Source organism: Neobacillus muris, assembly GCF_943193175.1.
Classification (GTDB): Bacteria; Bacillota; Bacilli; order Bacillales; family Cytobacillaceae; genus Neobacillus; species Neobacillus muris.
Genome location: NZ_CALPDF010000026.1, coordinates 16,955 through 40,298, shown reverse-complemented (window position 1 = coordinate 40,298; position 23,344 = coordinate 16,955). Strand labels below are relative to the sequence as shown.

The window sequence follows — 23,344 nt, the reverse complement described above, 5'->3', positions numbered from 1 at the left end:
GGAGTGAGGAGAGTTGGAACAGTTAGGATTTTATATTAATCAAAGCCTTTGCACTGGATGCAAAGCATGCAGTGTTTCATGCAAAGACAAGAATAATCTTGAAGTAGGAATTAACTTCAGGCGGGTATATTCTTATGAAGAGGGAAATTTTATTGATCAGCCAGGCGGAGGATTGGTCCATAATATAAACGCTTTTTATTATAGTATATCCTGTAATCACTGCACAAATCCGAAATGCCTCCCAAGCTGCCCGGTTGGCGCGATTTTTAAGGATAAAGACAATGGGGTTGTTACCATTGATCAAGACATATGCGTAGGCACCCAGCTTTGTGTCAAGGCCTGTCCATATGGTGCTCCCCAATATAATCCAAAGGTCTTTAAATCGAATAAGTGCAATTTATGTATTGACCTTCAAGAAGATGGACAGGACCCCGTTTGTGTGGCTACCTGTCCAATGCGTGCCATTGAGTTTGGACCAATTGATGAGTTGCGAAAAAAATATGGAAATGTCAGTCAAATCAAAGGCCTGCCAAGCGATACGATTACAAATCCCAATCTTGTCATTACCCCGCATAAGGATGCGAAACTATCGAGTTCTTAATGGGTTCAAGGATTCAAAAGGGCTGCAGGAACGAAAAAAATCCTGCAGCCTTTTTAAATGAGGTGATAGGATGTCTTTTTTAACGAAATGGTTGGAGAGCATGCACGTTGATATGGAAATCACAAAAATTTGCTCAAGGAAGAGAAATCCTCGTTCAAGCTGCAGCTATTGTGCTGATGCCTGCAAGCTGGGAGCAATCAGGATCGGCCCGCAGGCTATCGAAATTAATACCGACCTCTGCCATGACTGTGGCAAGTGTATGATATCTTGTCCGCTGTCAGCGATAGTGGGAATCCCAATTGGAAGGAATTTTGAAAATGGGTCTCTTGATTATAATCATGAATATTCCATCTCAGAAAAAGAGCTCCTCATTTATAAAAAGAAAGGTATGGAATCGATTGCAGCCCATGGTTCTTCAATTAATGAACAATGGAAAACCGCTATTGAAGAGGCCAATCAAAAACTAGCTTTAATGGGCCATAGCCCGATTCAACTTCTTTCTATTCCTGATGAGGAAAAACTAACGAGGAGAAAGCTGTTTTCTTCCTTCAAAAAGAGGGGACGGCAATTAACCCCGGCAGCATGGAGAATCCAATCAGGGGAGTGGACGTTGACAAAGCATTACTCAGAATATCAATTTTATACAGTCCAAGTAGAAAAAGAGAAATGCAGCATATGTCATGCCTGTTTTTATTTCTGCACACAAAATGTTTTTATGCTCGAAGCTGAAGCCTTGCGGATTGATTCAGAGAAATGTGTGAATTGTAAGGATTGTACCGATATTTGTCCGGAATCAGCAATACGGATTACACCTGAAATAAAGAAAAAATCGATTTGTCGAATCCCTGTTTATTATCATATATGCCCTAGATGCAATACGGAATTTCCTTCCTTCCATAAAAGTGAGGACGAATGCCCAATATGTAAAGAAAGGGACTCGGATTGGCTAAGTCCTCTAGTATAATTAAAAAAGCACCAGTTCAACTGGTGCTTGCATTCGTATGTATGGCGGAGAAGGTGAGATTCGAACTCACGCGACGGTCGCCCGCCCTAACGCATTTCGAGTGCGCCCCCTTATAACCACTTGGGTACTCCTCCAAAAAAGTTCATGGAGCGGGTGAGGGGAATCGAACCCCCGCCGTCAGCTTGGGAAGCTGAAATTCTACCATTAAACCACACCCGCATTACTATCAAGGACGATTATTATTATAACATAATAATTAGATTTGTAAAAGAAAAAATTCATGGAAAAAAGAGCTGAGTTATCAGCTCTTTTGAGAGTTCTCTTCTTTCGGAGGCGGTTTAATTGCGATTAGGGTTACAATGGCAGCAAGAATCGCCAATCCGCTGAGCAGGATAAAGATCCAATGAGTGGAATAATCCATTAATAACGCAATAATAGGCGGTCCTGCTGCCACGCCAATAAAACGCATAGAACTATAAATGGAAGTAATCGTTCCCCGTTCCTTCTTTTCAACGCCATCCGTAATAAGGGCATCCAAACTTGGAAGGCTGATTCCAATTCCAACACCTGCAATTAAAAACATGGATAACATATACCATAATTTAATCGAAAACCACAGGGCAGCAATGGACAAGGCGGCAGCAAAAATTCCGCCGAAGGTCAGCCATTTCATCAAAACTTTATTTTTTTTAATTAATTTTCCGCTGATAAAGGAAGACAAACAAAGAGCCCCTAGAGGCAATGCCAAAAAGAAGCCTTTTTTTATATCCTTGATGCCGTATTCTTTTTCAAAGATTTCCGACAGATAAAAAAGAATCCCAAACAGAACAAGCATCATGATTCCGCCAATAAAGAAAATCGCATAAAGCCACCGGCCGCTTTTCGTAAAGGTTTTCTTGACGCTGATAATGAAATCTTTAAATGGGATTGGTTTCTCCTTTTTTTTCGGAGACTTAACAAGAAAAATAAGTAAAATCACAGAAATGGCGCAAAACACTGGAAACGCAAAAAAAGGCAGAAACCAAACAAAACCAGCTAAAAAAGCCCCAAATATTGGACTTAATACTTTTCCAAACGTATTAGATGTTTCAATCAGGCCTAAACAGGCACTTACGTCATCCTCTTTTTTAAACATATCTCCCACCAACGGAAGGACAATTGGAAATGCCCCGGCAGCTCCTACACCTTGCAGTGCCCGCCCAGCCAGGATTATCCAATAGGCATCCTCTGTTTTCCATGCTGCCCAACCGGAAATTAGTCCGCCAGCAGCAGCAATCATGAGACTAGGAATGATGACTTTTTTTCTGCCGATGTGGTCAGATAAATACCCTGCCACTGGAATGAGCAGGATGGCAATAATTGAATAGACAGTAATAACTAGGCTAGATTGAAAAGATGTGATTGATAATACTTTTTCCAAGGCAGGCAGTACAGGAATTAACATGGAATTTCCTAAAGTCATGACCAATGGAATAGATGATATTGAGAGAATAGCCCACTTTTGCTTTGAAATCTCACTCGCCTTTTTTTGTTCTTTATGCGAATTCTTGCTTTTAGCGGTTGGTGAGTTATTCGATAATCGTTCGATATGCTCCATTTTTCTATCTATCCCGCTTTCCTTTTGGTTGTACTGTTAATATGGACGTTTTTTAAGAAAAAAAACGATTGAAAGGAAATCCTTTTAATGGCATTTTAAAAAAACGGCAATTTTGAAAATTTAAACAAAACCTCTTGACATCCCTAAAAAACTTTAATATGATTGATACCAATAAAACAAAGGAATGGCAATGAGGAAGAGTAGTACCTATTTCGGATTCTAAAAGAGAGCTGATGGCCGGTGTGAATCAGTGTTGAAGAAATAGCGAATGGACTTCTGAGCTTCCAAACCGAACCATCCAATCGGGATCAGTAGGCTTTGGCGAAATCTCATCGTTACAGGAGACAGATATTAAGCATTTGCTCGATATCGGTAAAGTGAGCTATTGATGTAGCTAATGAAGGTGGCACCACGGGTCTTCCGTCCTTTTTGCAGGATGGAGGACCCTTTTTATTTAGCAAAAATAAATAAGTTAACTTGTTGAACAAGAGGAGTACACATTTTTAGTTCTTCACAGAGAGCCGGGGAAGGTGGGAGCCTGGTATGAACGGATTTGTGGAATGGGCTTGTGAAAGGTATCTTGAACCTTTAGTAGGGATACCCGGATTTCCGCCGTTAAAAGGATAGGATATTGTTCGTCAGTCGTTTCAGTATCCGAAAGAGGAAGCAGGAAATACTGCTTCGAAAAGAGGTGGCACCACGATTGGAAATCGTCCTCTATATGCCTTAGCAGCAGCTGGGCATATAGAGGGCGATTTTTTTATTTTGAAAGGAGTGGCTGTATGAAGACACAGACAGGTTATTTTTTAAAAGAGATTAGCGGTGATGTGTTAACGCCGATTTCCATTTTGCAAAAAATCAGCGGCAAGAAAAAGTTCTTATTAGAAAGCTCTCACAAATATCATGATTCGGGCCGTTATTCCTTTATTGGTGCGGATCCTGCTTTTGAATTAATTTCCCAAGGAGACCAAAATCAGCTTATTTATCGAAATGGTCAAAGGCAGAGGTTGACCGGAAAACCACTGGAAATTGTCAACAGCCTGATACCCGCAATCGAGACCGATGAAATTCCTTTTCCGTTCACTGGTGGAGCCATTGGATATGTAGGCTATGACATCATTCGGCATTATGAAGAGCTCGGCGAGGAATTCCCCAATGAATTATCAATGCCGGATGTCCACCTGATGTTTTTTGAAGAATTGGTGGTATTTGACCATTTAGAGGAAAAAGTGTTCCTGTTTGGAATCCCGCTTTTACAGGATAGTGACGAAGCAGTGATTGAAGTTCGGTTAAACGAGCTATTGACTGAGCTGAAGCAGCCTTTTGAGGATCAAGAGGAGCTGCAATATGAATTTTCTGAGTTTTATTCCGATACGGGGAAGGAAGAGTTTATTGAGAATGTCAAGGCTGCCAAGGAACATATTTTAGCGGGAGATATATTTCAGGTGGTGTTATCGCGAAGGATGAAGGCTGATTTTACTGGTTCTCCATTAGCACTCTATCGCAAACATCGGGCTAATAATCCGACCCCCTATATGTTTTATATCGATTTTGAGGCATATACCGTAATTGGCTCCTCGCCTGAAAGCTTGATAAAAACTAGGGGAACAACGGTCATTGCCAATCCGATCGCCGGGACAAAACGAAGAGGAAAAACCAGTGCCGAAGATGAGGCGATCGAGCAGGAACTGCTTCAGGATGAAAAGGAACTGGCAGAACATAAGATGCTGGTTGACCTTGGCAGAAATGATCTTGGGAAAGTATGCGAATTCGGCTCTGTTCAGGTTGAAAAATACATGGCGATTGAGAAATACCGCTATGTGATGCACATCGTTTCAGAAGTTAGCGGCAGGCTTAAGTCTGACAACACCTCACTTGATGCCCTGGCAGCTTGTATACCAGCAGGAACTGTATCCGGTGCGCCTAAAGTGAGGGCAATGGAGATTATTAATTCGCTGGAGAAATCGAAACGGGGACTTTACTCAGGGGCGATTGGTTACCTGTCGGCTAACGGGAACATGGATTTTGCCTTAGCAATCCGGACAATGATTTTGAAGGACAAAAAGGCATATATTCAAGCTGGAGCCGGAATCGTTTATGACTCGGTACCTGAATCAGAGTATGAGGAAACATTGAATAAACTAAGATCGTTTTTGGAGGTGCCAAAATGATTCTGCTTATTGATAACTTTGATTCTTTTACGTTTAATCTCTATCAGTATTTAGGTGAATTAGGGGAGACTGCATCCGTTTACCGAAATAACCAACTTTCAATCACAGATATAAAAAAATTAAAACCGACCGCGGTTATCCTGTCCCCGGGACCAGGAAGACCGGAAGATGCAGGGATATGTGTTGAATTGATCCAAACCTTTTATAAGGAAATCCCGATATTGGGGATATGTTTAGGACATCAGGCTATAGGTGCCGCATTTGGTGGAGCAATCAATCGGGCGGCACAGGTTAAGCATGGAAAAACCTCCTTGATTAACCACAGTGGAAACGGAATTTTTAACGAGTTGCCATCCCCGCTGGAGGTCATGCGCTATCATTCATTAATTATTGAAAAACGAACCCTTCCAAAGGAATTGGAGGCCATCTCTTATTCATTGGACGATCAGGAAATAATGGCAGTCAAACATATCCAATATCCTGTGTTTGGCTTGCAGTTCCATCCTGAGTCCATCGGGACACCAGCGGGAAAACAAATACTAAAAAATTTTTTATATGAAATTGAAGGGGAGAAGAAGCATGAAAAATTACTTACTCCAATTGGCTGAACAAAAATCGTTTTCTGAAAATGAGATGAAGGAGGCCATGGACTTTATTTTAGGGGAAGAGGTATCTGAATCAGAAATTGCCGCCTTTTTAATGGGACTTAAATCAAAAGGCGAAACAGTGGATGAAATCGTAGGAATTGTCAAGGCGTTAATGGGAAATTCTCTTGCCTTCAAAAAAAGATTTCCTCAGGCAATCGATAATTGCGGTACAGGAGGGGATGGCTCTTCAAGCTTCAATGTAAGCACAACCTCCGCCTTTGTCATCGCCGGAGCGGGAATCCCGGTCGCAAAACACGGCAATCGAAGCATTTCAAGCAAAACAGGGAGTGCCGATGTGCTTGAACACTTAGGGGTAAATTTACATTTGCCGGCAGAAAGCATTGAGGAAATCCTGGAGGATATTGGAATCGTCTTTCTTTATGCCCCAAATGTACATCCAAGGTTAAAGAAGATATCGATGGTGAGACGCCAATTAAAAATACCGACGGTTTTCAATTTTATTGGCCCGTTAACAAACCCGGTTCCGTTAGATTACCAATTGCTTGGCGTTTACCGGAGAGATTTATTGAACGTATTTGCCGAAGTGTTAAAGCAGCTGGGGCGCAAACGGGCTGTTGTGTTAAATGGGGCGGGCTTTATGGATGAGGCCTCCCTGCAAGGGGAAAACCATTTAATGATTTTAGAGGATGGTGTCATTACCAGCCGTTCTTTCCATCCGGAGGAAGTTGGCTTGCCAGTGTATGATAACAAATACATTAAAGGCGGGGATGCCAAGGAAAATGCAGATATCCTGTTAGGTGTATTAAAAGGAGAAGCGGGCGCATACCGCGATACGGTATTGCTGAATGCAGGCCTAGGCATTTATACAGCCGGAAAAGCCCCATCGATTCCGGAGGGAATAAAAGCAGCATCAGAGGTTATTGATTCTGGGGCCGCATATGAAAAACTGGCAGAACTCATTAAAAAATCCCAAGCCGTACAAAGAGAGGCTATTTAGATGGAAACTATATTGGATCGAATCATTGAACAAAAAAAACAAGAAGTAAAGGCTCTTCGCGAGAAAGGAGTGCAGCAATCAGGACGGCAGCCTGTGAAGCGGTCGTTTATTGAATCATTGCAAAGGGCAGAAGATATTTCCATTATTGCAGAATATAAACGAGCTTCACCATCAAAAGGAGTCATCAATCATGCGGTTGATCCCAGAGAGCAGGCAGCCATATATGAAGACTATGGCGCTGCGGCCATTTCTGTCTTAACTGACCAAACTTTTTTTAAAGGTTCCTTTTCCGACTTGGCAGCAGTTCGTGAAACAGTTGACTTGCCGATTCTCTGTAAGGATTTTATCATCGATCCGCTGCAAATTGACCAGGCTGCATCATATGGAGCCGACATCATTCTGTTAATTGTAGCAGCCTTAGATCAACCGAGCCTGCAGGAACTCTACCAATATGCGAGGAATTTAGACTTAGAGGTGCTGATGGAGGTTCACAATCAGCAGGAATTGGATATTGCCCTAAAAATGGGAGCAGAGATCATCGGGGTAAACAACCGGGATTTAAAAACCTTTAACGTTTCACTGGAGGTAACGGAAAAGCTGGCAGCACAAATAAAACGTTCTGGAGCCTTCTTAATCAGTGAGAGCGGGATTCATCAGCAGTCAGATGTGAGAAGAGTCCAAAATGTTGGGGCAAATGGCATCCTGGTCGGGGAAGCATTTATGAAGAGCTCCGATATCAAACAAACCTTTTTGGATTTTTGCCTCCCATTAATAGAAGGAGCTAAGCAATGAAAGTAAAAATTTGCGGGATTACAGATGTTCAGACCGGTGTAAAAGCAGCTGAATATGGGGCAGATGCCATCGGTTTTGTCTTTGCGGAAAGCAAACGGAAAGTGACGGAAGCAAGAGCAAGAGAAATTATTGCCAGACTGCCTCAGAAAGTGTTTAAAGTCGGGGTTTTTGTGAACCAAACAAGAGATGAAATCGAGAGAATCGCTGCTTTTGCAGGCCTTACCCATATCCAGCTGCACGGGGAGGAAACACCTGAATTTTGTGAGTCACTGACTCTCCCGGCTATTAAAGCCATTAATTTTCAAAGCAATGAAAAACTAGCAGATTTGAATGCCTACCCAAGCGATTTTTTATTATTGGATGGACCTAAAGGCAAGTACAGGGGCGGAAATGGCATATCTTTCGATTGGAATCAAGTGGATACAAATGTGGTATCTGGCAAAAAACTGATTCTTGCTGGCGGCCTTGATGCGGCAAATGTCGAGGGGGCAGCAAGGATCATCAACCCCTATATGGTGGATGTTAGTTCAGGGGTTGAAACCAATGGAATTAAAGATTTAAATAAAATAAAAACATTTATTGATAGGGTCAAAAGAACGGGACAGGAGGAAGTTAGATGAGCACTTACACATTACCGGACGAAACAGGGCATTTTGGCATATTTGGGGGAAGGTTTGTCCCGGAAACATTGATGAAGGCCGTGATGGAATTAGAGGCTGCCTATAATGAAGCAAAAGCAGACCAGGAATTTCAAGAACAATTTCGCCATTTGTTAAAGGAATATGTTGGAAGGGAAACACCGTTGTATTTTGCGGAAAATCTTACAAAACATGCTGGCGGTGCCAATATTTATTTGAAACGGGAAGATTTAAACCATACGGGAGCACATAAAATCAATAATGCAATTGGCCAGGCGCTGCTGGCTGTTCGGATGGGAAAACGAAAAATTGTAGCTGAGACCGGAGCAGGGCAGCATGGGGTGGCCACAGCCACTGTTTGTGCATTACTGAATCTGGAATGCATGATTTTTATGGGAGAAGAAGACATCAAACGCCAGGCGCTAAATGTATTTCGAATGGAACTATTGGGGGCGAAGGTGGTAAGCGTGACTTCCGGCAGCTCCACCTTAAAAGATGCCGTTAATGAGGCACTTAGATATTGGGTGGCAAATGTAGATGATACACATTATTTATTAGGCTCGGTCATGGGGCCGCATCCCTTCCCAATGATTGTCCGGGATTTTCAGAGCGTCATTGGCACGGAAACAAGGGAGCAGTTCTTGGACAGAAACGGAAAGCTGCCTGAGGCTGTAGTGGCCTGCATAGGCGGAGGAAGTAACGCAATGGGCATGTTTTATCCTTTTATAAAAGATGAACAGGTTTGTTTATATGGCGTGGAAGCTGCCGGCCATGGGATTCAAACTCCATTCCATGCTGCTTCATTAACTAAAGGAAAACCCGGGGTGTTGCATGGGGCGTTAATGTATCTTCTGCAGGATGAAAATGGCCAAATACAAGAAGCCCATTCAATTTCTGCAGGACTGGATTATCCTGGGGTAGGTCCAGAGCACAGTTATTTAAAAGACAGCGGACGTGCCCAGTATCATTCTATATCCGACCAGGAAGCACTGGAGGCGTTTCAGATTTTATCAAAGCTTGAAGGGATTATCCCGGCACTAGAGAGCGCGCATGCCGTGGCATTTGCCATAAAGCTCGCTGCTGAAATGGAGCCAGGGCAGAATATGGTGGTTTGTTTATCAGGCCGGGGAGATAAAGATGTGGATGCAGTAAAATCTAGATTGCACGGAGGAGAAACAAATGAATAGGATTGAACAGGCCTTTCGGCAGTTAACTGCAGTAGATGGAAAAGCGTTTATCCCCTATATCATGGCTGGGGATGGCGGCCTTTCCTGTTTAGTGGAACGACTTCAATTATTGGAGAAGTTTGGCGCCACAGCCATTGAAGTGGGAGTGCCGTTTTCTGACCCGGTAGCTGATGGTCCAACCATTCAACAAGCCGGAATCAGAGCTTTAAAAAACGGGACCAATCTTAAGGACATTCTTGTCGAATTATCCAAGGCAAGGGAATTGGTACAAATCCCAATCATCCTCATGACGTATTTAAATCCCATATATTCATTAGGTATAAATCGTTTTGTGCAAGAGGCCCAGTCTGCTGGGGTTGATGGGTGCATTATCCCAGATTTGCCAATGGAGGAAGAAGAAATCATTTTACCTCAGTTTCTAAAAGCAGGGGTTGAATTGATTAGACTTGTAACACCTACAACCCCAGTTGAGAGAGTGCGGAAAATTTCCAGTAAAGGCAGCGGCTTTTTATATACGGTAACCGTCAAAGGTATAACTGGAGCAAGAGGCGAGTTTGACGGTGGATTGAATGCATTTTTGCAAACAGTAAAGCAGGTTAGCCCAATCCCTGTTGTAGCTGGTTTTGGTATTTCTAACGAAGAACAAATAGCTGAGCTCACAAAATACTGCGATGGCGTGGTCGTCGGAAGTAAGATTGTTGAATTATTTGCAAAAAACAATATTACGGAATTGGAAACATTTATGTCCGTTATTAAAAGGACCTCGGCCAAAATTTAAACAGTAGGGGCTGTCCATTAAGGGTTGACACCACACCTAAACCAGTATATAGAACGGTTTTTTCAAATTGCCATCGATATACTGCGGGGGAGGTTGTCTGAAACCCTTGGTTTTTTGGACAGCTCCTTCTTAACAATCTTCTTAAACGTGCGATTTGTTACAGCCATATCGGACTAGTTACATTATAATGTAGACTAAATTGGAGAATCGTGAAGTTCAGGAGGAGAGAATAGTGAAGGAATTGTTTGGCATGAACGGCCGGAGGCTATTGATTCATCCAGCTAAAGCTCCACAACAGTTAACTGTCACGGTTGAGCGTTTTGGCGGTTTATCTCAACAGGTTCGGATCAATTTTTTGAAAAACTGGTTTGTTTTTGTTGTTTGGAGCACGTCCGACGATTCCAGACACTTTATGAATTTGCCGCTTGTTCAGCCAGGGAATTTAGAAGAGTTTAAAAGTGAATTATATTCGATTAATGTGTGGGATTGGGAGCCTGCTTACCAAAGGGAAGATGGGATTATCCTGGATGGGAAATATTGGAGTGTCGAGCTTCGGACAAAAGAAAAGGTGTATAAATTCGAAGGGGCGGAAAGCTTTCCTAAAAATTGGCCCTTGTTTTGCAAAACGATAGAAAAATTGGTTGGTACACCATTTGGATTGTAACTTCTTGCAGTGAATTAATGGAGATGACTTCAACTAGTTGAAACAGCAGATTAACTGCTATATAATAAAAATATACTATTTTGTACAATTTACTGGCGAAACGGTTTTCTTAAAACTTCCCTTATGTGGAAGTTTTGTTTGTTTTAATCGAACTTTGTCTCTGTGGACAAAATTTTAGGAGAGTAATTAAAAATGAAGGAACTAGCTGTTGAAAAACTTTTTGAAATAGATAACCCAGTGATTATTGATATCCGGTCACCTATAGAATACAAGGATGGTGCGATCCCAGGTGCTATTAATGTTCCGTTGTTTTCTGATGCTGAACGGCAGGAAATCGGGACCATCTATAAACAAAAGGGGCAAAATGCAGCAAAATGGAGAGCCATGGAAATTGTTTCACCCAAAATTCCTGAAATGCTGGATACGATAAAATCCTACCAGGATAAAGGTGAGTTAGTCATTCATTGTTGGCGCGGGGGAATGCGCAGCAAATCCGTGGTCACCTTTTTAGAATTTGCCGGTATTTATGCGTGGAAATTAATAGGTGGTTATAAAGCCTACCGCCATTATATTTTAGAAGAAATAGAAGGGAAAATTCCCAACAAGGCAGTGGTTTTACATGGTATGACAGGTGTTGGCAAAACGGAAATATTGAAGATTTTAAAACGAAAAGGCTATCCGATCCTCGATCTGGAAGAAATGGCGGGACACCGGGGCTCGATTTTTGGAACAATTGGTTTAGGCGAAGGGCACAATCAAAAGATTTTCGATTCCCTTCTATTCAAAGGACTTCAAGAGATTGCCGATGCGGACTATTTTTTAGTGGAAGCAGAGAGCAAGAGAATCGGCAAAGCCGTTCAGCCTGAGAAATTAATGGATGTTAAGTTTAAGGGTGTGAATATTTATATCCATACTCCGCTAGAACAAAGAGTGAAATTGCTTGTTGAGGAGTATGTATTGCCTTATCAGCATGAACCTTGGTACCATGAAAAAATTTCCCTAAGCATGGAGAGGGTGGCAAAAAGGGTTAAGAATATGGAGATTAGGGGCAGAATGGAGCAGCTGGTGAAAGATCATAACTATCAGGAATTAATACCGATCCTGCTGGAACACTATTACGACCCTAGGTATGATTATGCAAGACAAGATTATCAAGGTGAATTTTTCGATGTTTTTGCGGAAGACCCAGAGGATGCGGCTGTAAAAATAGTGGTTAAATTAGAAGAGCAGGGTTTTAAACCGATCGAAGGGGTTCCACAGCTCTAGATTTGGACACCCGGTCTTAATATGCTAAAACGGAAAAAACCGCAGCCATGCGGTTTTTTCACGTTAATGCGCCAATTTCCTAGCGATTCTTAAAAGGTCTTAACCCGCGCCGTTCAATTTCTTCCTTTAAAATTTTTATCCATTCCTTTTCCTTGCCAGATTTCAATGCATCTCGATACGAAACAACTAACTGCTCGTTACTCATTATTTTCAATTTGAGAATGCCCTCCTTGGAAAATGGATTGAATATTCAGTTTTTATTATTGTAATGGTTTTGCTATGATTTGAGAACCCTTTTTGCTGGATTTTCACGAATTTGTCAATATGATTTTTTATAGGCAACTGGGGGACGAAATAGCTTTTTAACAGTTGCTACACTGGCTTTGATTGTTTATACTAGAAAATGGACTATAAATAAAGGAACGGTGGTCATAATGATTCATTTATCATGGCGAGATCGTGAGACAATTAAAAAGGTAAAGTGTGTACATACAAATGCAAAAAAATATATTGTCAATAATGTATTAACAGAAGGAAAAGTTTATGATGTGAAAAATGAAACAGAGGAGTTTTACTACATTGTAGATAACTCTGGTAAAGTAGGCGGATTTTATAAGGAATATTTTGAGGACGCCTAAAGACTTTAGGGAGGCTGGCATGGTTTTGTCAGCCTCTTTTCCTGTTTACTGAAATCAATAATAATGGAGTGTTGGCATTGGTTTATCTTTTTGTAGGAATGGGCGGTGTCATTGGGAGTCTGCTTAGATATGGCATTTCTTTGCTGACGGCACATATTTGGGAGGGCGCTTTTCCACTTGGTACCCTTATCATAAATTTATCAGGGGCATTTGCTCTTGGCTGGGTGACAAGCCGTTTGAGCAATTCCAAAAGAATCCCTTCACAGCTGCTGACAGGGTTAACCACAGGAGTGATTGGCTCCTACACCACTTTTTCAACGTTTTGTTTAGAAACCATTCATTTAATGGAAGAGGCATACTATACATTGGCCATCATTTATTTAGCTCTAAGCTTTATAGGGGGAATCCTGTTAGTTCGAACTGGTGCGGCGGTCGGCGGCGGGTCTAACAAGGAAGCAGGTAAACTAGTATGAGCATATTACTTGTGGCAGCGGGCGGCTTTATAGGGGCAATCATCCGGTTTATGATTAGCCGCAAATTTAACCGGCCAAAGTTCCCGGCAGGAACATTTTTAGTCAATATGGCGGGGGCATTTTTATTGGGGTTTTTAGGTGGCATAACGATTCCACAGCCAATATATGTCTTATTCGGTACAGGGTTTATGGGAGCTTTAACTACATTTTCAACCTTGCATCTTGATGCAGAACAGTTAAAAAAGACGGGGCAAATGCGGCGGTCATACTTTTACTTGATTTTTAGCTATTTCATTGGAATTATTTTATCATTCATCGGAGTTATAGTGGGCACAAGCATATAAAAGGCATCGGTTCAAGTGAACCGATGCCTTTTGATTATTTTCCTATTTTTGTTTAGCAGGAATTTCATTTGTCTTTTTAGGCTGGTAAAGACGATGGCTAATCATCGTTTGAATGGTTAAGAAGATTCCGCCGACAACCCAATAAAGCGGAAGGGCCGCAGGTGCGCTGAAAGAGAACATCACAATCATCAGCGGAGACATCAGTCCCATAATTTTCATCTGCTGACGCTGGGCTTCAGGCATCGTCGTTTGTTGAACTTTAAATTGCAGATAATAAATGACACCGGCAAGAATGGTGATGACGATATCAGGCTGTCCGAGACTGAACCATAAAAACTTGTGATGGGCAATCTCTTGCGAACCTCTAATGGCGTAATAAAAGCCAGTTAAAATCGGCATTTGGATCAGCAGCGGCAGACAGCCCATATTAAGCGGATTGACACCGTGTTTTTGATAGAGCCCCATCATTTCTGCTTGAATGGCCTTCTGTTTTTGCGGATCTTTTTCGGCCTTTAACCGCTTTTGAATCTCATCCATCTCTGGCTTCAATTTATCCATTTTTTCCTTCATGGCCATTGAATTCTTATACTGTCGCAGCATTAATGGCATTAATGCAAGGCGGACAATAAGGGTAACAAGAATAATGGCCAGCCCGTAATTCCCATTAAAAAAATCAGCAAAAAAGTTAATAATAAACGTAAACGGTTCTACAAAATAAGTATGGAAAAATCCATCATTATTTCCCGTTTGGGCAGCTTGTGTTGATTGTCCAGAGCATGCTGACAATACGAGGACCGTTAAAGATAATAGCGCAAATAAAATAAGTGAAGAGTGTTTTTTTCTCATATTTCCTCCTATAAAGTAATTAAATAGTCATTTGAAGTAGGGAGGAAATCGGTTCCTCAGAATCGTCCTTAGAGCATTCTTTCCTGCGAATATATTTTACAATGTGGATGAGTATCAAGCTTCTGGCTAAACGATTATTTTTCTGGTAAAAGAACTGAGGCTGAATCATTTTTGTTTTCTCTGTATTGGTGACTCCTAAATTTGAATATCTAATTCCCCATGACCAAAAGAATTTTAAGAAGAGACTAAAATAAAAACTGATCGTAAGGGCATAAAAGGTTGTCATATCCATATGATCAATCAATAATTGAAACAAAATTTCCACCTCGCTAACCAGAACCAATGATATGAGTATATAGGAGATTGGCCAAATAATCAATGAAACTCTTTAACAGCCTGAATTTCACTTTCATTTTAAGTTAAGGCTCTGTTAAAGGTAAATGTTGATATTTGCTACCTCTTTGAATCCTTGATATAATCAAAATAGGAACAAACATTCGGGAGGTAATCAAGGTGAGTAAAGCGTTTAGCAACTTGTTAAAACATATCGACAAATTACCACACACTAAAAAAGAGCAAGTTTACCATTGGGTAAAACGCTATGTTACACCTTCTTCAACTGCGGGTGGTCGTTTAATCAATGAAATGAGAGAAACCCGCTTTAAAGAAGGGTTTGAATGCCCTCATTGTTCATCTGAACACGTTGTTCGATTCGGAAAATACAATGGTCGGCAACGGTATCGCTGTAAATGTTGTGGTAAAACATTCACTGATACAACTAATACTGTCTTGTATCGTACTCGAAAAGGAAACGAATGGATTACATTTGTTGATTGTATGTTCAAAGGCTACTCCCTGCGAAAGTCGGCTGAAATCGTAGGGGTTACTTGGGTTACACTTTTTTATTGGAGACACAAACTATCAAACGCTTTGAAACAAATGGATTTCGAGCATTTTGAAGGTATCGTTGAGATTGACGAGACCTATTTCTTATACTCTCAAAAAGGACAACGTGGCATTGCTGACCGCAAACCTCGCAAACGTGGTGGTAAATCTAAACATAGAGGAATAAGCCACGAACAGGTTTGTGTTCTTGTTGCAAGAGACCGAACCAAAGCAACCGTCTCCAAAGTTGCTTGTATGGGACGTATCGTTAAAACAAAAGTTGATAATTTAATTGGTTCTAAACTTTCAAATGAAAACGTGCTTGTAACTGATGCTTGGAGAGCTTATAAAACCTATGCTAAGGAAAAAGGTTTAGAACATTATCGGATAAAATCGGATAATGGAAAACACGTTATTAAGGGCTTGTATCACATCCAGAACGTCAATGGTCTCCATTCTCGTTTAAAACAATGGATAAATTGCTTTAAAGGTGTGGCTACGAAATATTTTGATAATTACCTTGCTTGGTTCTTATTTGTCGATAGTCGTAGTAACGAAAGCAATAATCAGCATTTAAAAGAATTCCTATTAACATCATTTGTGTTTGAAATGACTGACACATATGATAGTTTGAGGCTATCAAAATTTAATGTGTAGCCCTTATTCAATTAACGAAGTAGAAATTACAAAAACTTACCAAATTATCACATTTTTCTGTTACAATTGGAACGTGAATAGATGAAAGGAGGTAGTATCTTGAAAAAACAAAAAGAATTTTATCCAATAATTTTAACTTTAGTAATGTTCTTAGTTGCACTACTTGTTTTCTTTGTCTTTAATGGTCGGATATTCCCAAATATTAATCTACGGATTCCCATTTTCTTATATATTTTGATAGATATTGGATTTATTGTGTCTTTAATATTAGGAATCAAGTCAAAAAATAAGACTGTAAAAGTATTCAGTATCCTTTCAAACATTGCATTTATGATACCGCTATCAATATGGTTATTTCTGTTACTATTGGCAAATGGGATTTCTGAACCATAGAAAATTAAAATTGAGGAAACCCGAACGAGTTTCCTTGTTTTTTATTGAATTATCAACATTAAAATTTAACAGAGCCTAAGTTAAAAAAACACTAGTTCCTAGATGGAATTAGTGTTTTTCTTTTGATTCCAATGGGCAGTTAACATTTGATAAGCATAGTCTACCTGGGATTGACTTGGAGGTTCCACCTCTTTTAATGGGTAGTCATATCCAAGCGCCTCCCATTTATAGACACCAAGCTGGTGGTAGGGGAGAATTTCAATTTTTTCTACGTTTTCCAACGTGCCAATGAATTCTCCAAGTTTTTGTAAATCCTCGGGATCATCTGTCACTGATGGAACCAAGACGTGGCGTACCCAAATGGGCAGTTTTCGATTTGATAAATATCTGGCAAAGTCAAGTATATGATCATTTCCCATGCCGGTTAAGCTGATATGCTTTTTGCGGTTGATATGTTTTAAATCTAATAAAATTAAATCCGTATAGTTTAAAACCTCATTTAATTGTTCTTGAAACAAAGGGGCAGTTGAGTAGCAGCCGCCAGACGAATCAATTGTTGTGTGAATTCCGAGCTTTTTGCATTCTTTAAATAAATCTAAAAGAAATGGCAATTGCAAAAGCGGTTCACCGCCAGTAACTGTTACGCCTCCGCCTGACGCTTCAATAAAGGGAAGGTAAGAAGTTAAATCCTGGATGATTTCTTCCACTGACATTTGCTTTCCTGTGCCAATCTCCCATGTATCGGCATTATGACAAAACTGGCATCGCAGCAAACACCCTTGGGTAAAAATGACATAACGAATGCCAGGACCATCGACTGTACCAAATGACTCAATGGAATGAATATTTCCGTTCATAATAAATGCTCTCCCTTCAAATGATCAAGCGCAAGGCTGCTTATGCATATTTGTATTTGATATTGTCAATCATTCTCAATTAATGTGTTAAAACAGGGGGAAGGGATTTCTTCCTTCCCCATGCTTGTTTATTAACTAATCGTTACAGGTTCTTTTGCAGCTGTCAAACTTTCATGGAATGTACGATTAATAACATCGATCTGTTGTTCACGAGTAAGTTTAATAAAGTTAACCGCATATCCAGAAACACGAATCGTTAATTGTGGATATAACTCTGGGTGATCCATGGCATCTAACAATGTGTCACGGTTCAGGACGTTCACATTGAGATGATGCCCGCGTTTAGTCATATAACCATCGAGCATAGCAACGACATTTTTAACTTGTGTATCATCTTCACGGCCAAGCGCTTTTGGAGTGATCGTGAATGTGTTAGAGATACCGTCTAAAGATGATTCATAAGGCAATTTTGCTACAGAAGTTAAGGAAGCAAGAGCGCCTTTTGAATCGCGGCCATGCATTGGGTTAGCGCCTGGTGCGAATGGAACGCCTGCCTCACGTCCATCAGGAGTTGCTCCTGTTTTCTTGCCATAAACAACATTGGAAGTGATGGTTAATACGGATTGAGTTGGCATTGCACCACGGTATGTTTTATGCTTTCTAATTTTATTCATGATTTCTGAAACAAGGCTGACAGCAATTTCATCAACACGGTCATCGTTGTTGCCGTATTTAGGATAGTCACCCTCGATTTCATAATCAACAACAAGGCCATTTTCGTCACGGATCGTTTTTACTTTAGCATATTTAATGGCACTTAGTGAGTCGGCAGCAACAGAAAGTCCGGCAATACCACAGGCCATTGTACGAAGAATTTCACGGTCATGCAGGGCCATTTCAATTCTTTCGTAGCTGTATTTGTCATGCATGTAGTGGATGACATTTAAGGTATTTACATATAATTCACATAACCAATCCAGCATGATGTCATATTTTTTCATTACTTCATCATAATCTAAATATTCAGAGGTAATTGGCTGGTAAGCTGGTCCGACTTGTGTTTTATATCTTTCGTCGACACCGCCGTTAATTGCATATAATAATGCTTTGGCCATGTTTACACGAGCGCCGAAGAATTGCATTTGCTTGCCGATTCTCATGGCTGATACACAGCAGGCAATTCCGTAATCATCACCATAAATTTCTCTCATCATATCGTCATTCTCATATTGAATGGCACTTGATTTAATCGACATTTTTGCTGCGTATTGTTTGAATGCTTCAGGTAATTTAGTTGACCAAAGAATCGTTAAGTTTGGTTCTGGAGCAGGTCCTAAGTTATCAAGAGTGTGTAAGAATCGGAAAGAGTTCTTTGTCACTAATGGCCGGCCATCAAGAGCCATGCCTCCGATTGATTCCGTTACCCAAGTTGGGTCGCCGCTGTATAATTCGTTATATTCCGGTGTTCTGGCGAATTTAACCAAACGAAGTTTCATTACAAAATGGTCCACTAATTCTTGGGCTTCTTTTTCTGTTAAGGTACCATTCTGCAAGTCTCTTTCAATATAAATATCTAGGAATGTTGAGGTACGGCCAAGGCTCATGGCAGCACCATTTTGTTCTTTAATGGCTGCTAGATAGCCAAAGTATAACCATTGAATTGCTTCTTTTGCATTTTTCGCCGGCTGCGATAGATCATAGCCATAGGAAGCAGCCATTTGTTTTAATTCTTTTAATGCACGATATTGTTCGCTATATTCTTCGCGGTCACGAATGACATCATCTGACATTGTGCGGCTGCCAATATAGTTATACTCTCTTAACTTTTCTTTCATAAGAAAGTCAACGCCGTAAAGTGCTACGCGGCGATAGTCGCCGATGATACGTCCGCGGCCATAAGCATCTGGAAGGCCAGTAATTACACCAGCATGACGGGCAGCTCTCATTTCGGGAGTGTATGCATCAAATACACCTTGGTTATGTGTTTTACGGTAGTCGGTAAAAATATGTTCAACTTCTTTATCTAATTCAAATCCATAAGATTCCAAAGCTGTTTTTGCCATGCGGATTCCGCCAAATGGCATTAATGAACGTTTGAAAGGTTTGTCAGTTTGGAAACCGACGATTTGTTCAAGTTCTTTGTCTAAGTATCCAGGGCCATGTGATGTGATTGAAGATACGATTTTAGTATCGGCATCTAGTACTCCGCCTGCTTCACGCTCTTTTTGGGAAAGTTCCATTACTTGTTCCCAAAGTTTTTTAGTTGCCTCTGTAGCTTCCTCTAAGAAGCCTTCATCACCTGTGTAAGGAGTAACGTTTTTTAGAATGAAGTCTCTGACATTTACTTCCTTCGCCCAAACTCCAGTTTTAAATCCTTGCCATTGTTCCATCATTATTCACCTCTTGGTTTAATAAAAACAATTTTTGTAACAGGATTGTTTTTCTTCCACACCTCAAGTATAACAGCATAGAATTGTGAAACAACGAGCAAATGTTAATAAATTGTGAAACTAGTATTTTTTATAGGATTTTTTGAAAAAATGGTGACAATTTTTTATTCTGTTACAGAAAATCATAAAAACTGTACTATAAAAAACAATACAAATTAACCATCTGTTATATAAAGAAAAGCTTGAAATATCAACATTTCCATAGTGTTAATAGTTGAAACAGCATAAAAAAACAGGAGAAAGACCCCCTGTGATTAGTTTACAACTATATCGGCTATCATTGGACCGTTTGTTTCCCGATCCGAATGCATTTGGCAGATTAAATGGTATGTCCCTGGTTTGTCAAATTCCAATGGGACAATGGTTTCTTTCCCCTTTTTTACTGTGCCCTTTATATCCGTTCCTTCAATATAAAAAGGGTGTTCATCACCGTTAATTCCACTAATGTATAATTTTGCCTTTTCCCCGGTTTTTAAAACGATGCTGCCTGGATCCCATCGGTATACCTCGACTTCCTTGCCGTCTTTCAATTTTGTTTTAAATTCCACCGTGACCATATGAATTTCTCGGACATTTCCTTCGCTGGATTCCTGATTAAACACTGCCGTATCCCCGGCCTTTAGCATAAACCACGCGGAAATTGCTGCCAACATGATTACTGCCGTTAAAAAGTATAAAAGCGTCTCTTTTTTTAATACTAAGAATTTCAATGAAAACCCCCCTCGGATAATTTGTCCTAACTTATACTTATGCTGGAGGGTAGGTAAAACTTGTCTCTTTTTTAAAATTATTTACTAATAAAAAGAAATCTGCAAAGTATTCAAGAAAAAATGTCAAGGATGATAGTAGGAGTTTTATAAAGAAATTAATACCATTTTCCTATAAAAACGTTTATAGTGAATTCAGGAATAAAAATTAGGTGGTCATGTTGTTGCGGTTTAGTAAAGAAAAAATTGTAAACCTTATCAAAATCATATTCCCTTTATGTTTGTTAGTTATTGCAATGGCAGAAATTAAAAAGTTTATCAGCCAGTTGAATGTTGAACTTCTAAAAAATGAAGTGGATCAGCTTCATTTTTGGATGATCATTATTATCCTTTTGATTACATTTGCGGCTGTACTTCCAATGGTGCTGTATGATGTCATTCTGGTTAGAGTCCTTGGCAAAAAGGTGCCGAAAATTGAACTTTTGGAAAAGTCTTTTATTGCTAATTCCTTTTCAAATTTAATTGGATTTGGGGGAATAGCTGGGGCATTATTAAGGACGTATTTTTTAGGCAGGCTGGAGCAGGATAAACGCCGGCTTCTCGGAGCGATCGCAGCAGTTTCGCTTTTTTACTTAACGGGAATTTCTGTTTTTGCCTGGGCAGCCGCTATCGGTTTCCGTGATTTCCCTCTTTTTAAGGAGAGTAAGTGGCTTTATTTTGCGGTTATCGGTATGTGTCTTTACTTGCCAGTTTTTTTAGCCATCCACTCTTATAAAGCCCAAAAGGATAGGGAACCGCTGATTACTGTTAAAGCGAGAACAAACCTTATCATTGTTTCTATTATAGAGTGGGCAGCAGTATTTGGGGCTATTTATTGTATATCCAGAATAGTAGGGGTTCATATTTCTGCAGGGGAATTATTTCCTATCTATGTTGCTGCAGCATGTGCCGGCATTATTAGTATGATTCCGGGAGGATTCGGTTCATTCGATTTGGTATTTATCTGGGGGATGCAGGGATTGCAGATACCCCAGGAGAAAGTGCTGGTATTGTTATTGTTATACCGGAGTGGCTACTACATTATTCCCTTTGTCATCAGCTTCATTTTCTTTGTGAAATTATATTGGCAAAAGTGGAATCAATCCTGGAATGACCTTCCAAAAGCAATTGCACAGGGCTTAAGCCATGTCATTTTAACCGTGCTTGTTTTTGTATCGGGTTTGATATTACTGCTATCCGCAAGTGTTCCAGGGATCATCTCCAGGCTGAAGATTGCCAAGGAGTTATTGGCTTTTCCTGTTGTCAACTTGTCCCATCAGCTTTCGGTAGCCGCTGGCTTTTTACTTCTAGGACTGTCTCGCGGAATTGAATATCGGGTAAAGCGAACATATGAATTAACGATTTTAGCGCTAATCCTTGCCGCGTTATTCTCTATTTTTAAAGGGATTGATTATGAAGAAGCTATCTTTTTAATTTCGGTAGCTCTGCTGCTGAGAGCTTCAAGAGGGCATTTTTACAGGGAAAGTTATTGTCTGACATGGGGCAAAACAATTTTTGACATTGCCGTAATCCTGATTATTACTTCTATGTATTTGTTTATTGGTTATTTAAATTTACCGACAGCAAAGATGCAGATACCCAAAACGCTGCTGCCCTACATCATTGTTGATTATCGGGATTTATTCAACAGTGCAGTTATTGGATTAATCATTGCTTCCGTCATAATGCTAATGGGCTACCTAATTAGTAAACCTGAAAAATGGAAATATATCAGGTCTTCGGCCCAGGAAAAAGAAATCTATGCTTATATCCAAAGCTTCAGAGGAAAAGGCTTTTCCCATTTAATTTTTCTGCATGATAAATATATTTTTTGGAATAGCAAAAGGAATGTATTGATCACCTATCAAAGGTATGCTGATAAGTTCATTATATTGGGAGACCCGATTGGGGAAAAAAGCGAATTGTCTAATGCAATCGAGGAATTTCAAGAATTGGCTGATTTGCATGGCTTTACCCTCGTGTTTTACGAAGTTGGCGAGGGGATGCTGCCATATCTACATAACCATGGTTTTGCTTTTTTTAAATTAGGTGAAGAAGCAATTGTCAATTTGCATTTGTTTTCACTTTCCGACCGAAACATGAAAACCTTTCGCGATCTAAAAGACCAATATGCCAAGAAAAACTATTCATTTGAAGTGGTGAAACCGCCATTTTCCAAAACCCTTTTCGCTGAATTGCGAGCCGTTTCAACTGAATGGCTTCAAGGCAGGACAGAGAAAGGCTTTTCCATTGGCTATTTTGATGAAGATTATTTAAATAAGGCTCCAGTTGCTGTCATTCGCAATTAAAAAAATCAAATGCTTGGTTTCATGAGTATCATGTATTTTTATGATGAGAACGAAACGATATCCGTTGACCTCATTCGTTTCAGGCCGGAACTGCCGGTAAAAATCATTGATTATTCCTTTTTGGCGATAATGGAATGGGCCAAGGAAAAGGGATATCAGCGGTTCAATATGGGCATGGCCCCTTTAGCAAATGTCGGACTTTCAAAATTCTCCTTTTTAAGTGAAAAAATCGCAGCGCAAATATTTTTGCATGGCCATTTTATCTATCATTTTCAAGGTTTAAGAAAATTCAAGGAAAAATATACGGACATATGGGAACCGAAGTATTTGGCATATCGGAAAAAATCTTCACTGCCAATCATTATGGCACAAATTACCTTATTGATTTCTAGGAGTAGACCGTAGAAAATACAGTCAGTTTAGTGTATAATGACGGAATTTCATATATATCTGCTTATAATGGACACAACAAATAGAAGTTAG

General features: G+C 40.1%; 22 protein-coding genes, 2 tRNA genes, 1 pseudogene and 2 other annotated features. Of the genes and pseudogenes, 17 read left to right on the top strand and 8 right to left on the bottom strand.

Going from position 1 to position 23,344, the window contains the following annotated elements:
- Positions 1–13: 13 nt before the first annotated feature.
- Both NFS43_RS16060 and NFS43_RS16055 read left to right on the top strand, forming a co-directional pair.
- Complete coding sequence (locus tag NFS43_RS16060; protein WP_251553758.1) at positions 14–601, top strand: DMSO/selenate family reductase complex B subunit; 588 nt, start codon at positions 14–16, stop codon at positions 599–601.
- A 70-nt stretch (positions 602–671) separates the two neighbouring features.
- On the top strand, positions 672–1,565 hold the full coding sequence (locus NFS43_RS16055; RefSeq protein ID WP_251553757.1) for a DUF362 domain-containing protein: 894 nt from the start codon (positions 672–674) through the stop codon (positions 1,563–1,565).
- Between the two features lie 42 nt (positions 1,566–1,607).
- Here the strand turns inward: NFS43_RS16055 and NFS43_RS16050 are convergent.
- The 3 genes from NFS43_RS16050 to NFS43_RS16040 all read right to left on the bottom strand — a co-directional run bounded on the left by NFS43_RS16050 (position 1,608) and on the right by NFS43_RS16040 (position 3,162).
- A tRNA-Ser gene (locus tag NFS43_RS16050) sits at positions 1,608–1,699 on the bottom strand.
- Between the two features lie 11 nt (positions 1,700–1,710).
- A tRNA-Gly gene (locus tag NFS43_RS16045) sits at positions 1,711–1,784 on the bottom strand.
- A gap of 82 nt (positions 1,785–1,866) precedes the next feature.
- Positions 1,867–3,162, bottom strand: a complete 1,296-nt coding sequence (locus NFS43_RS16040) for a bacillibactin exporter BcbE (protein WP_251553756.1) — start codon at positions 3,160–3,162, stop codon at positions 1,867–1,869.
- Between the two features lie 181 nt (positions 3,163–3,343).
- Positions 3,344–3,593 (top strand) — a binding site (T-box leader).
- Positions 3,594–3,633: 40 nt separating this feature from the next.
- Positions 3,634–3,883, top strand: a binding site (T-box leader).
- A gap of 61 nt (positions 3,884–3,944) precedes the next feature.
- Between NFS43_RS16040 and trpE the strand changes: the two genes are divergently transcribed.
- From trpE to mnmH, 9 genes are all read left to right on the top strand, one after another.
- The gene (gene trpE, locus NFS43_RS16035; RefSeq protein ID WP_251553755.1) at positions 3,945–5,333 is read left to right on the top strand and encodes an anthranilate synthase component I; all 1,389 of its coding nucleotides are present in this window, start codon (positions 3,945–3,947) and stop codon (positions 5,331–5,333) included.
- Positions 5,330–5,941 (top strand): anthranilate synthase component II, encoded by a 612-nt coding sequence (locus tag NFS43_RS16030; protein ID WP_251553754.1) that lies wholly within the window; start codon positions 5,330–5,332, stop codon positions 5,939–5,941. Before trpE ends, NFS43_RS16030 begins: the two co-directional genes overlap by 4 nt.
- Entirely contained in the window at positions 5,913–6,938 is a 1,026-nt protein-coding gene (trpD, locus tag NFS43_RS16025; protein ID WP_251553753.1) for an anthranilate phosphoribosyltransferase, read from the top strand. Before NFS43_RS16030 ends, trpD begins: the two co-directional genes overlap by 29 nt.
- Positions 6,939–7,730, top strand: coding sequence for an indole-3-glycerol phosphate synthase TrpC (trpC, locus tag NFS43_RS16020; RefSeq protein WP_251553752.1), 792 nt, complete (start codon positions 6,939–6,941; stop codon positions 7,728–7,730).
- Entirely contained in the window at positions 7,727–8,350 is a 624-nt protein-coding gene (locus NFS43_RS16015; protein ID WP_251553751.1) for a phosphoribosylanthranilate isomerase, read from the top strand. Before trpC ends, NFS43_RS16015 begins: the two co-directional genes overlap by 4 nt.
- Positions 8,347–9,555, top strand: a complete 1,209-nt coding sequence (gene trpB, locus NFS43_RS16010; protein WP_251553750.1) for a tryptophan synthase subunit beta — start codon at positions 8,347–8,349, stop codon at positions 9,553–9,555. The genes NFS43_RS16015 and trpB overlap by 4 nt, the downstream gene beginning before the upstream one ends.
- Complete coding sequence (gene trpA, locus NFS43_RS16005; RefSeq protein WP_251553749.1) at positions 9,548–10,333, top strand: tryptophan synthase subunit alpha; 786 nt, start codon at positions 9,548–9,550, stop codon at positions 10,331–10,333. The genes trpB and trpA overlap by 8 nt, the downstream gene beginning before the upstream one ends.
- A 232-nt stretch (positions 10,334–10,565) precedes the next feature.
- Positions 10,566–10,997: a hypothetical protein gene (locus tag NFS43_RS16000; protein WP_251553748.1), complete on the top strand. Its 432-nt coding sequence runs from the start codon at positions 10,566–10,568 to the stop codon at positions 10,995–10,997.
- Positions 10,998–11,189: 192 nt separating this feature from the next.
- Positions 11,190–12,263 (top strand): tRNA 2-selenouridine(34) synthase MnmH, encoded by a 1,074-nt coding sequence (gene mnmH / locus NFS43_RS15995; RefSeq protein WP_251553747.1) that lies wholly within the window; start codon positions 11,190–11,192, stop codon positions 12,261–12,263.
- 79 nt (positions 12,264–12,342) lie between these two features.
- Here the strand turns inward: mnmH and sda are convergent, their stop codons facing one another.
- The gene (sda, locus tag NFS43_RS15990; RefSeq protein ID WP_420910337.1) at positions 12,343–12,468 is read right to left on the bottom strand and encodes a sporulation histidine kinase inhibitor Sda; all 126 of its coding nucleotides are present in this window, start codon (positions 12,466–12,468) and stop codon (positions 12,343–12,345) included.
- Positions 12,469–12,697: 229 nt separating this feature from the next.
- Here sda and NFS43_RS15985 point away from each other — a divergent pair, with 229 nt between their 5' ends.
- The 3 genes from NFS43_RS15985 to NFS43_RS15975 all read left to right on the top strand — a co-directional run bounded on the left by NFS43_RS15985 (position 12,698) and on the right by NFS43_RS15975 (position 13,718).
- Positions 12,698–12,901, top strand: coding sequence for a DUF6501 family protein (locus NFS43_RS15985; RefSeq protein ID WP_251553744.1), 204 nt, complete (start codon positions 12,698–12,700; stop codon positions 12,899–12,901).
- 77 nt (positions 12,902–12,978) lie between these two features.
- Positions 12,979–13,374 (top strand): fluoride efflux transporter CrcB, encoded by a 396-nt coding sequence (gene crcB / locus NFS43_RS15980; RefSeq protein ID WP_251553743.1) that lies wholly within the window; start codon positions 12,979–12,981, stop codon positions 13,372–13,374.
- Positions 13,371–13,718 carry a fluoride efflux transporter FluC gene (locus tag NFS43_RS15975; protein ID WP_251553742.1) on the top strand — a complete coding sequence of 116 codons (348 nt, stop codon included), beginning with the start codon at positions 13,371–13,373 and terminating at the stop codon, positions 13,716–13,718. Before crcB ends, NFS43_RS15975 begins: the two co-directional genes overlap by 4 nt.
- A 42-nt stretch (positions 13,719–13,760) precedes the next feature.
- On the opposite strand, the gene yidC is transcribed toward NFS43_RS15975, so the two are convergent.
- Positions 13,761–14,564: a membrane protein insertase YidC gene (gene yidC, locus NFS43_RS15970; protein ID WP_251553741.1), complete on the bottom strand. Its 804-nt coding sequence runs from the start codon at positions 14,562–14,564 to the stop codon at positions 13,761–13,763.
- A gap of 513 nt (positions 14,565–15,077) precedes the next feature.
- On the opposite strand from yidC, the gene NFS43_RS15965 reads away from it, so the two are divergent.
- Both NFS43_RS15965 and NFS43_RS15960 read left to right on the top strand, forming a co-directional pair.
- Entirely contained in the window at positions 15,078–16,106 is a 1,029-nt protein-coding gene (locus tag NFS43_RS15965; RefSeq protein WP_251553740.1) for an IS1595 family transposase, read from the top strand.
- A 99-nt stretch (positions 16,107–16,205) separates the two neighbouring features.
- Positions 16,206–16,499 carry a hypothetical protein gene (locus tag NFS43_RS15960; protein WP_251553739.1) on the top strand — a complete coding sequence of 98 codons (294 nt, stop codon included), beginning with the start codon at positions 16,206–16,208 and terminating at the stop codon, positions 16,497–16,499.
- Positions 16,500–16,597: 98 nt separating this feature from the next.
- Here NFS43_RS15960 and pflA read toward each other — a convergent pair whose 3' ends face one another.
- The 3 genes from pflA to NFS43_RS15945 form a co-directional block, all read right to left on the bottom strand.
- Complete coding sequence (pflA, locus tag NFS43_RS15955; RefSeq protein WP_251553738.1) at positions 16,598–17,356, bottom strand: pyruvate formate-lyase-activating protein; 759 nt, start codon at positions 17,354–17,356, stop codon at positions 16,598–16,600.
- A gap of 131 nt (positions 17,357–17,487) precedes the next feature.
- A complete protein-coding gene (gene pflB, locus NFS43_RS15950) occupies positions 17,488–19,746 on the bottom strand; it encodes a formate C-acetyltransferase (RefSeq protein WP_251553737.1) in 2,259 nt (752 codons plus the stop codon).
- Between the two features lie 314 nt (positions 19,747–20,060).
- Positions 20,061–20,516, bottom strand: coding sequence for a cupredoxin domain-containing protein (locus NFS43_RS15945; protein WP_251553736.1), 456 nt, complete (start codon positions 20,514–20,516; stop codon positions 20,061–20,063).
- 215 nt (positions 20,517–20,731) lie between these two features.
- Here NFS43_RS15945 and mprF point away from each other — a divergent pair.
- Positions 20,732–23,266, top strand: a pseudogene (gene mprF / locus NFS43_RS15940) (bifunctional lysylphosphatidylglycerol flippase/synthetase MprF).
- Positions 23,267–23,344: the final 78 nt, after the last annotated feature.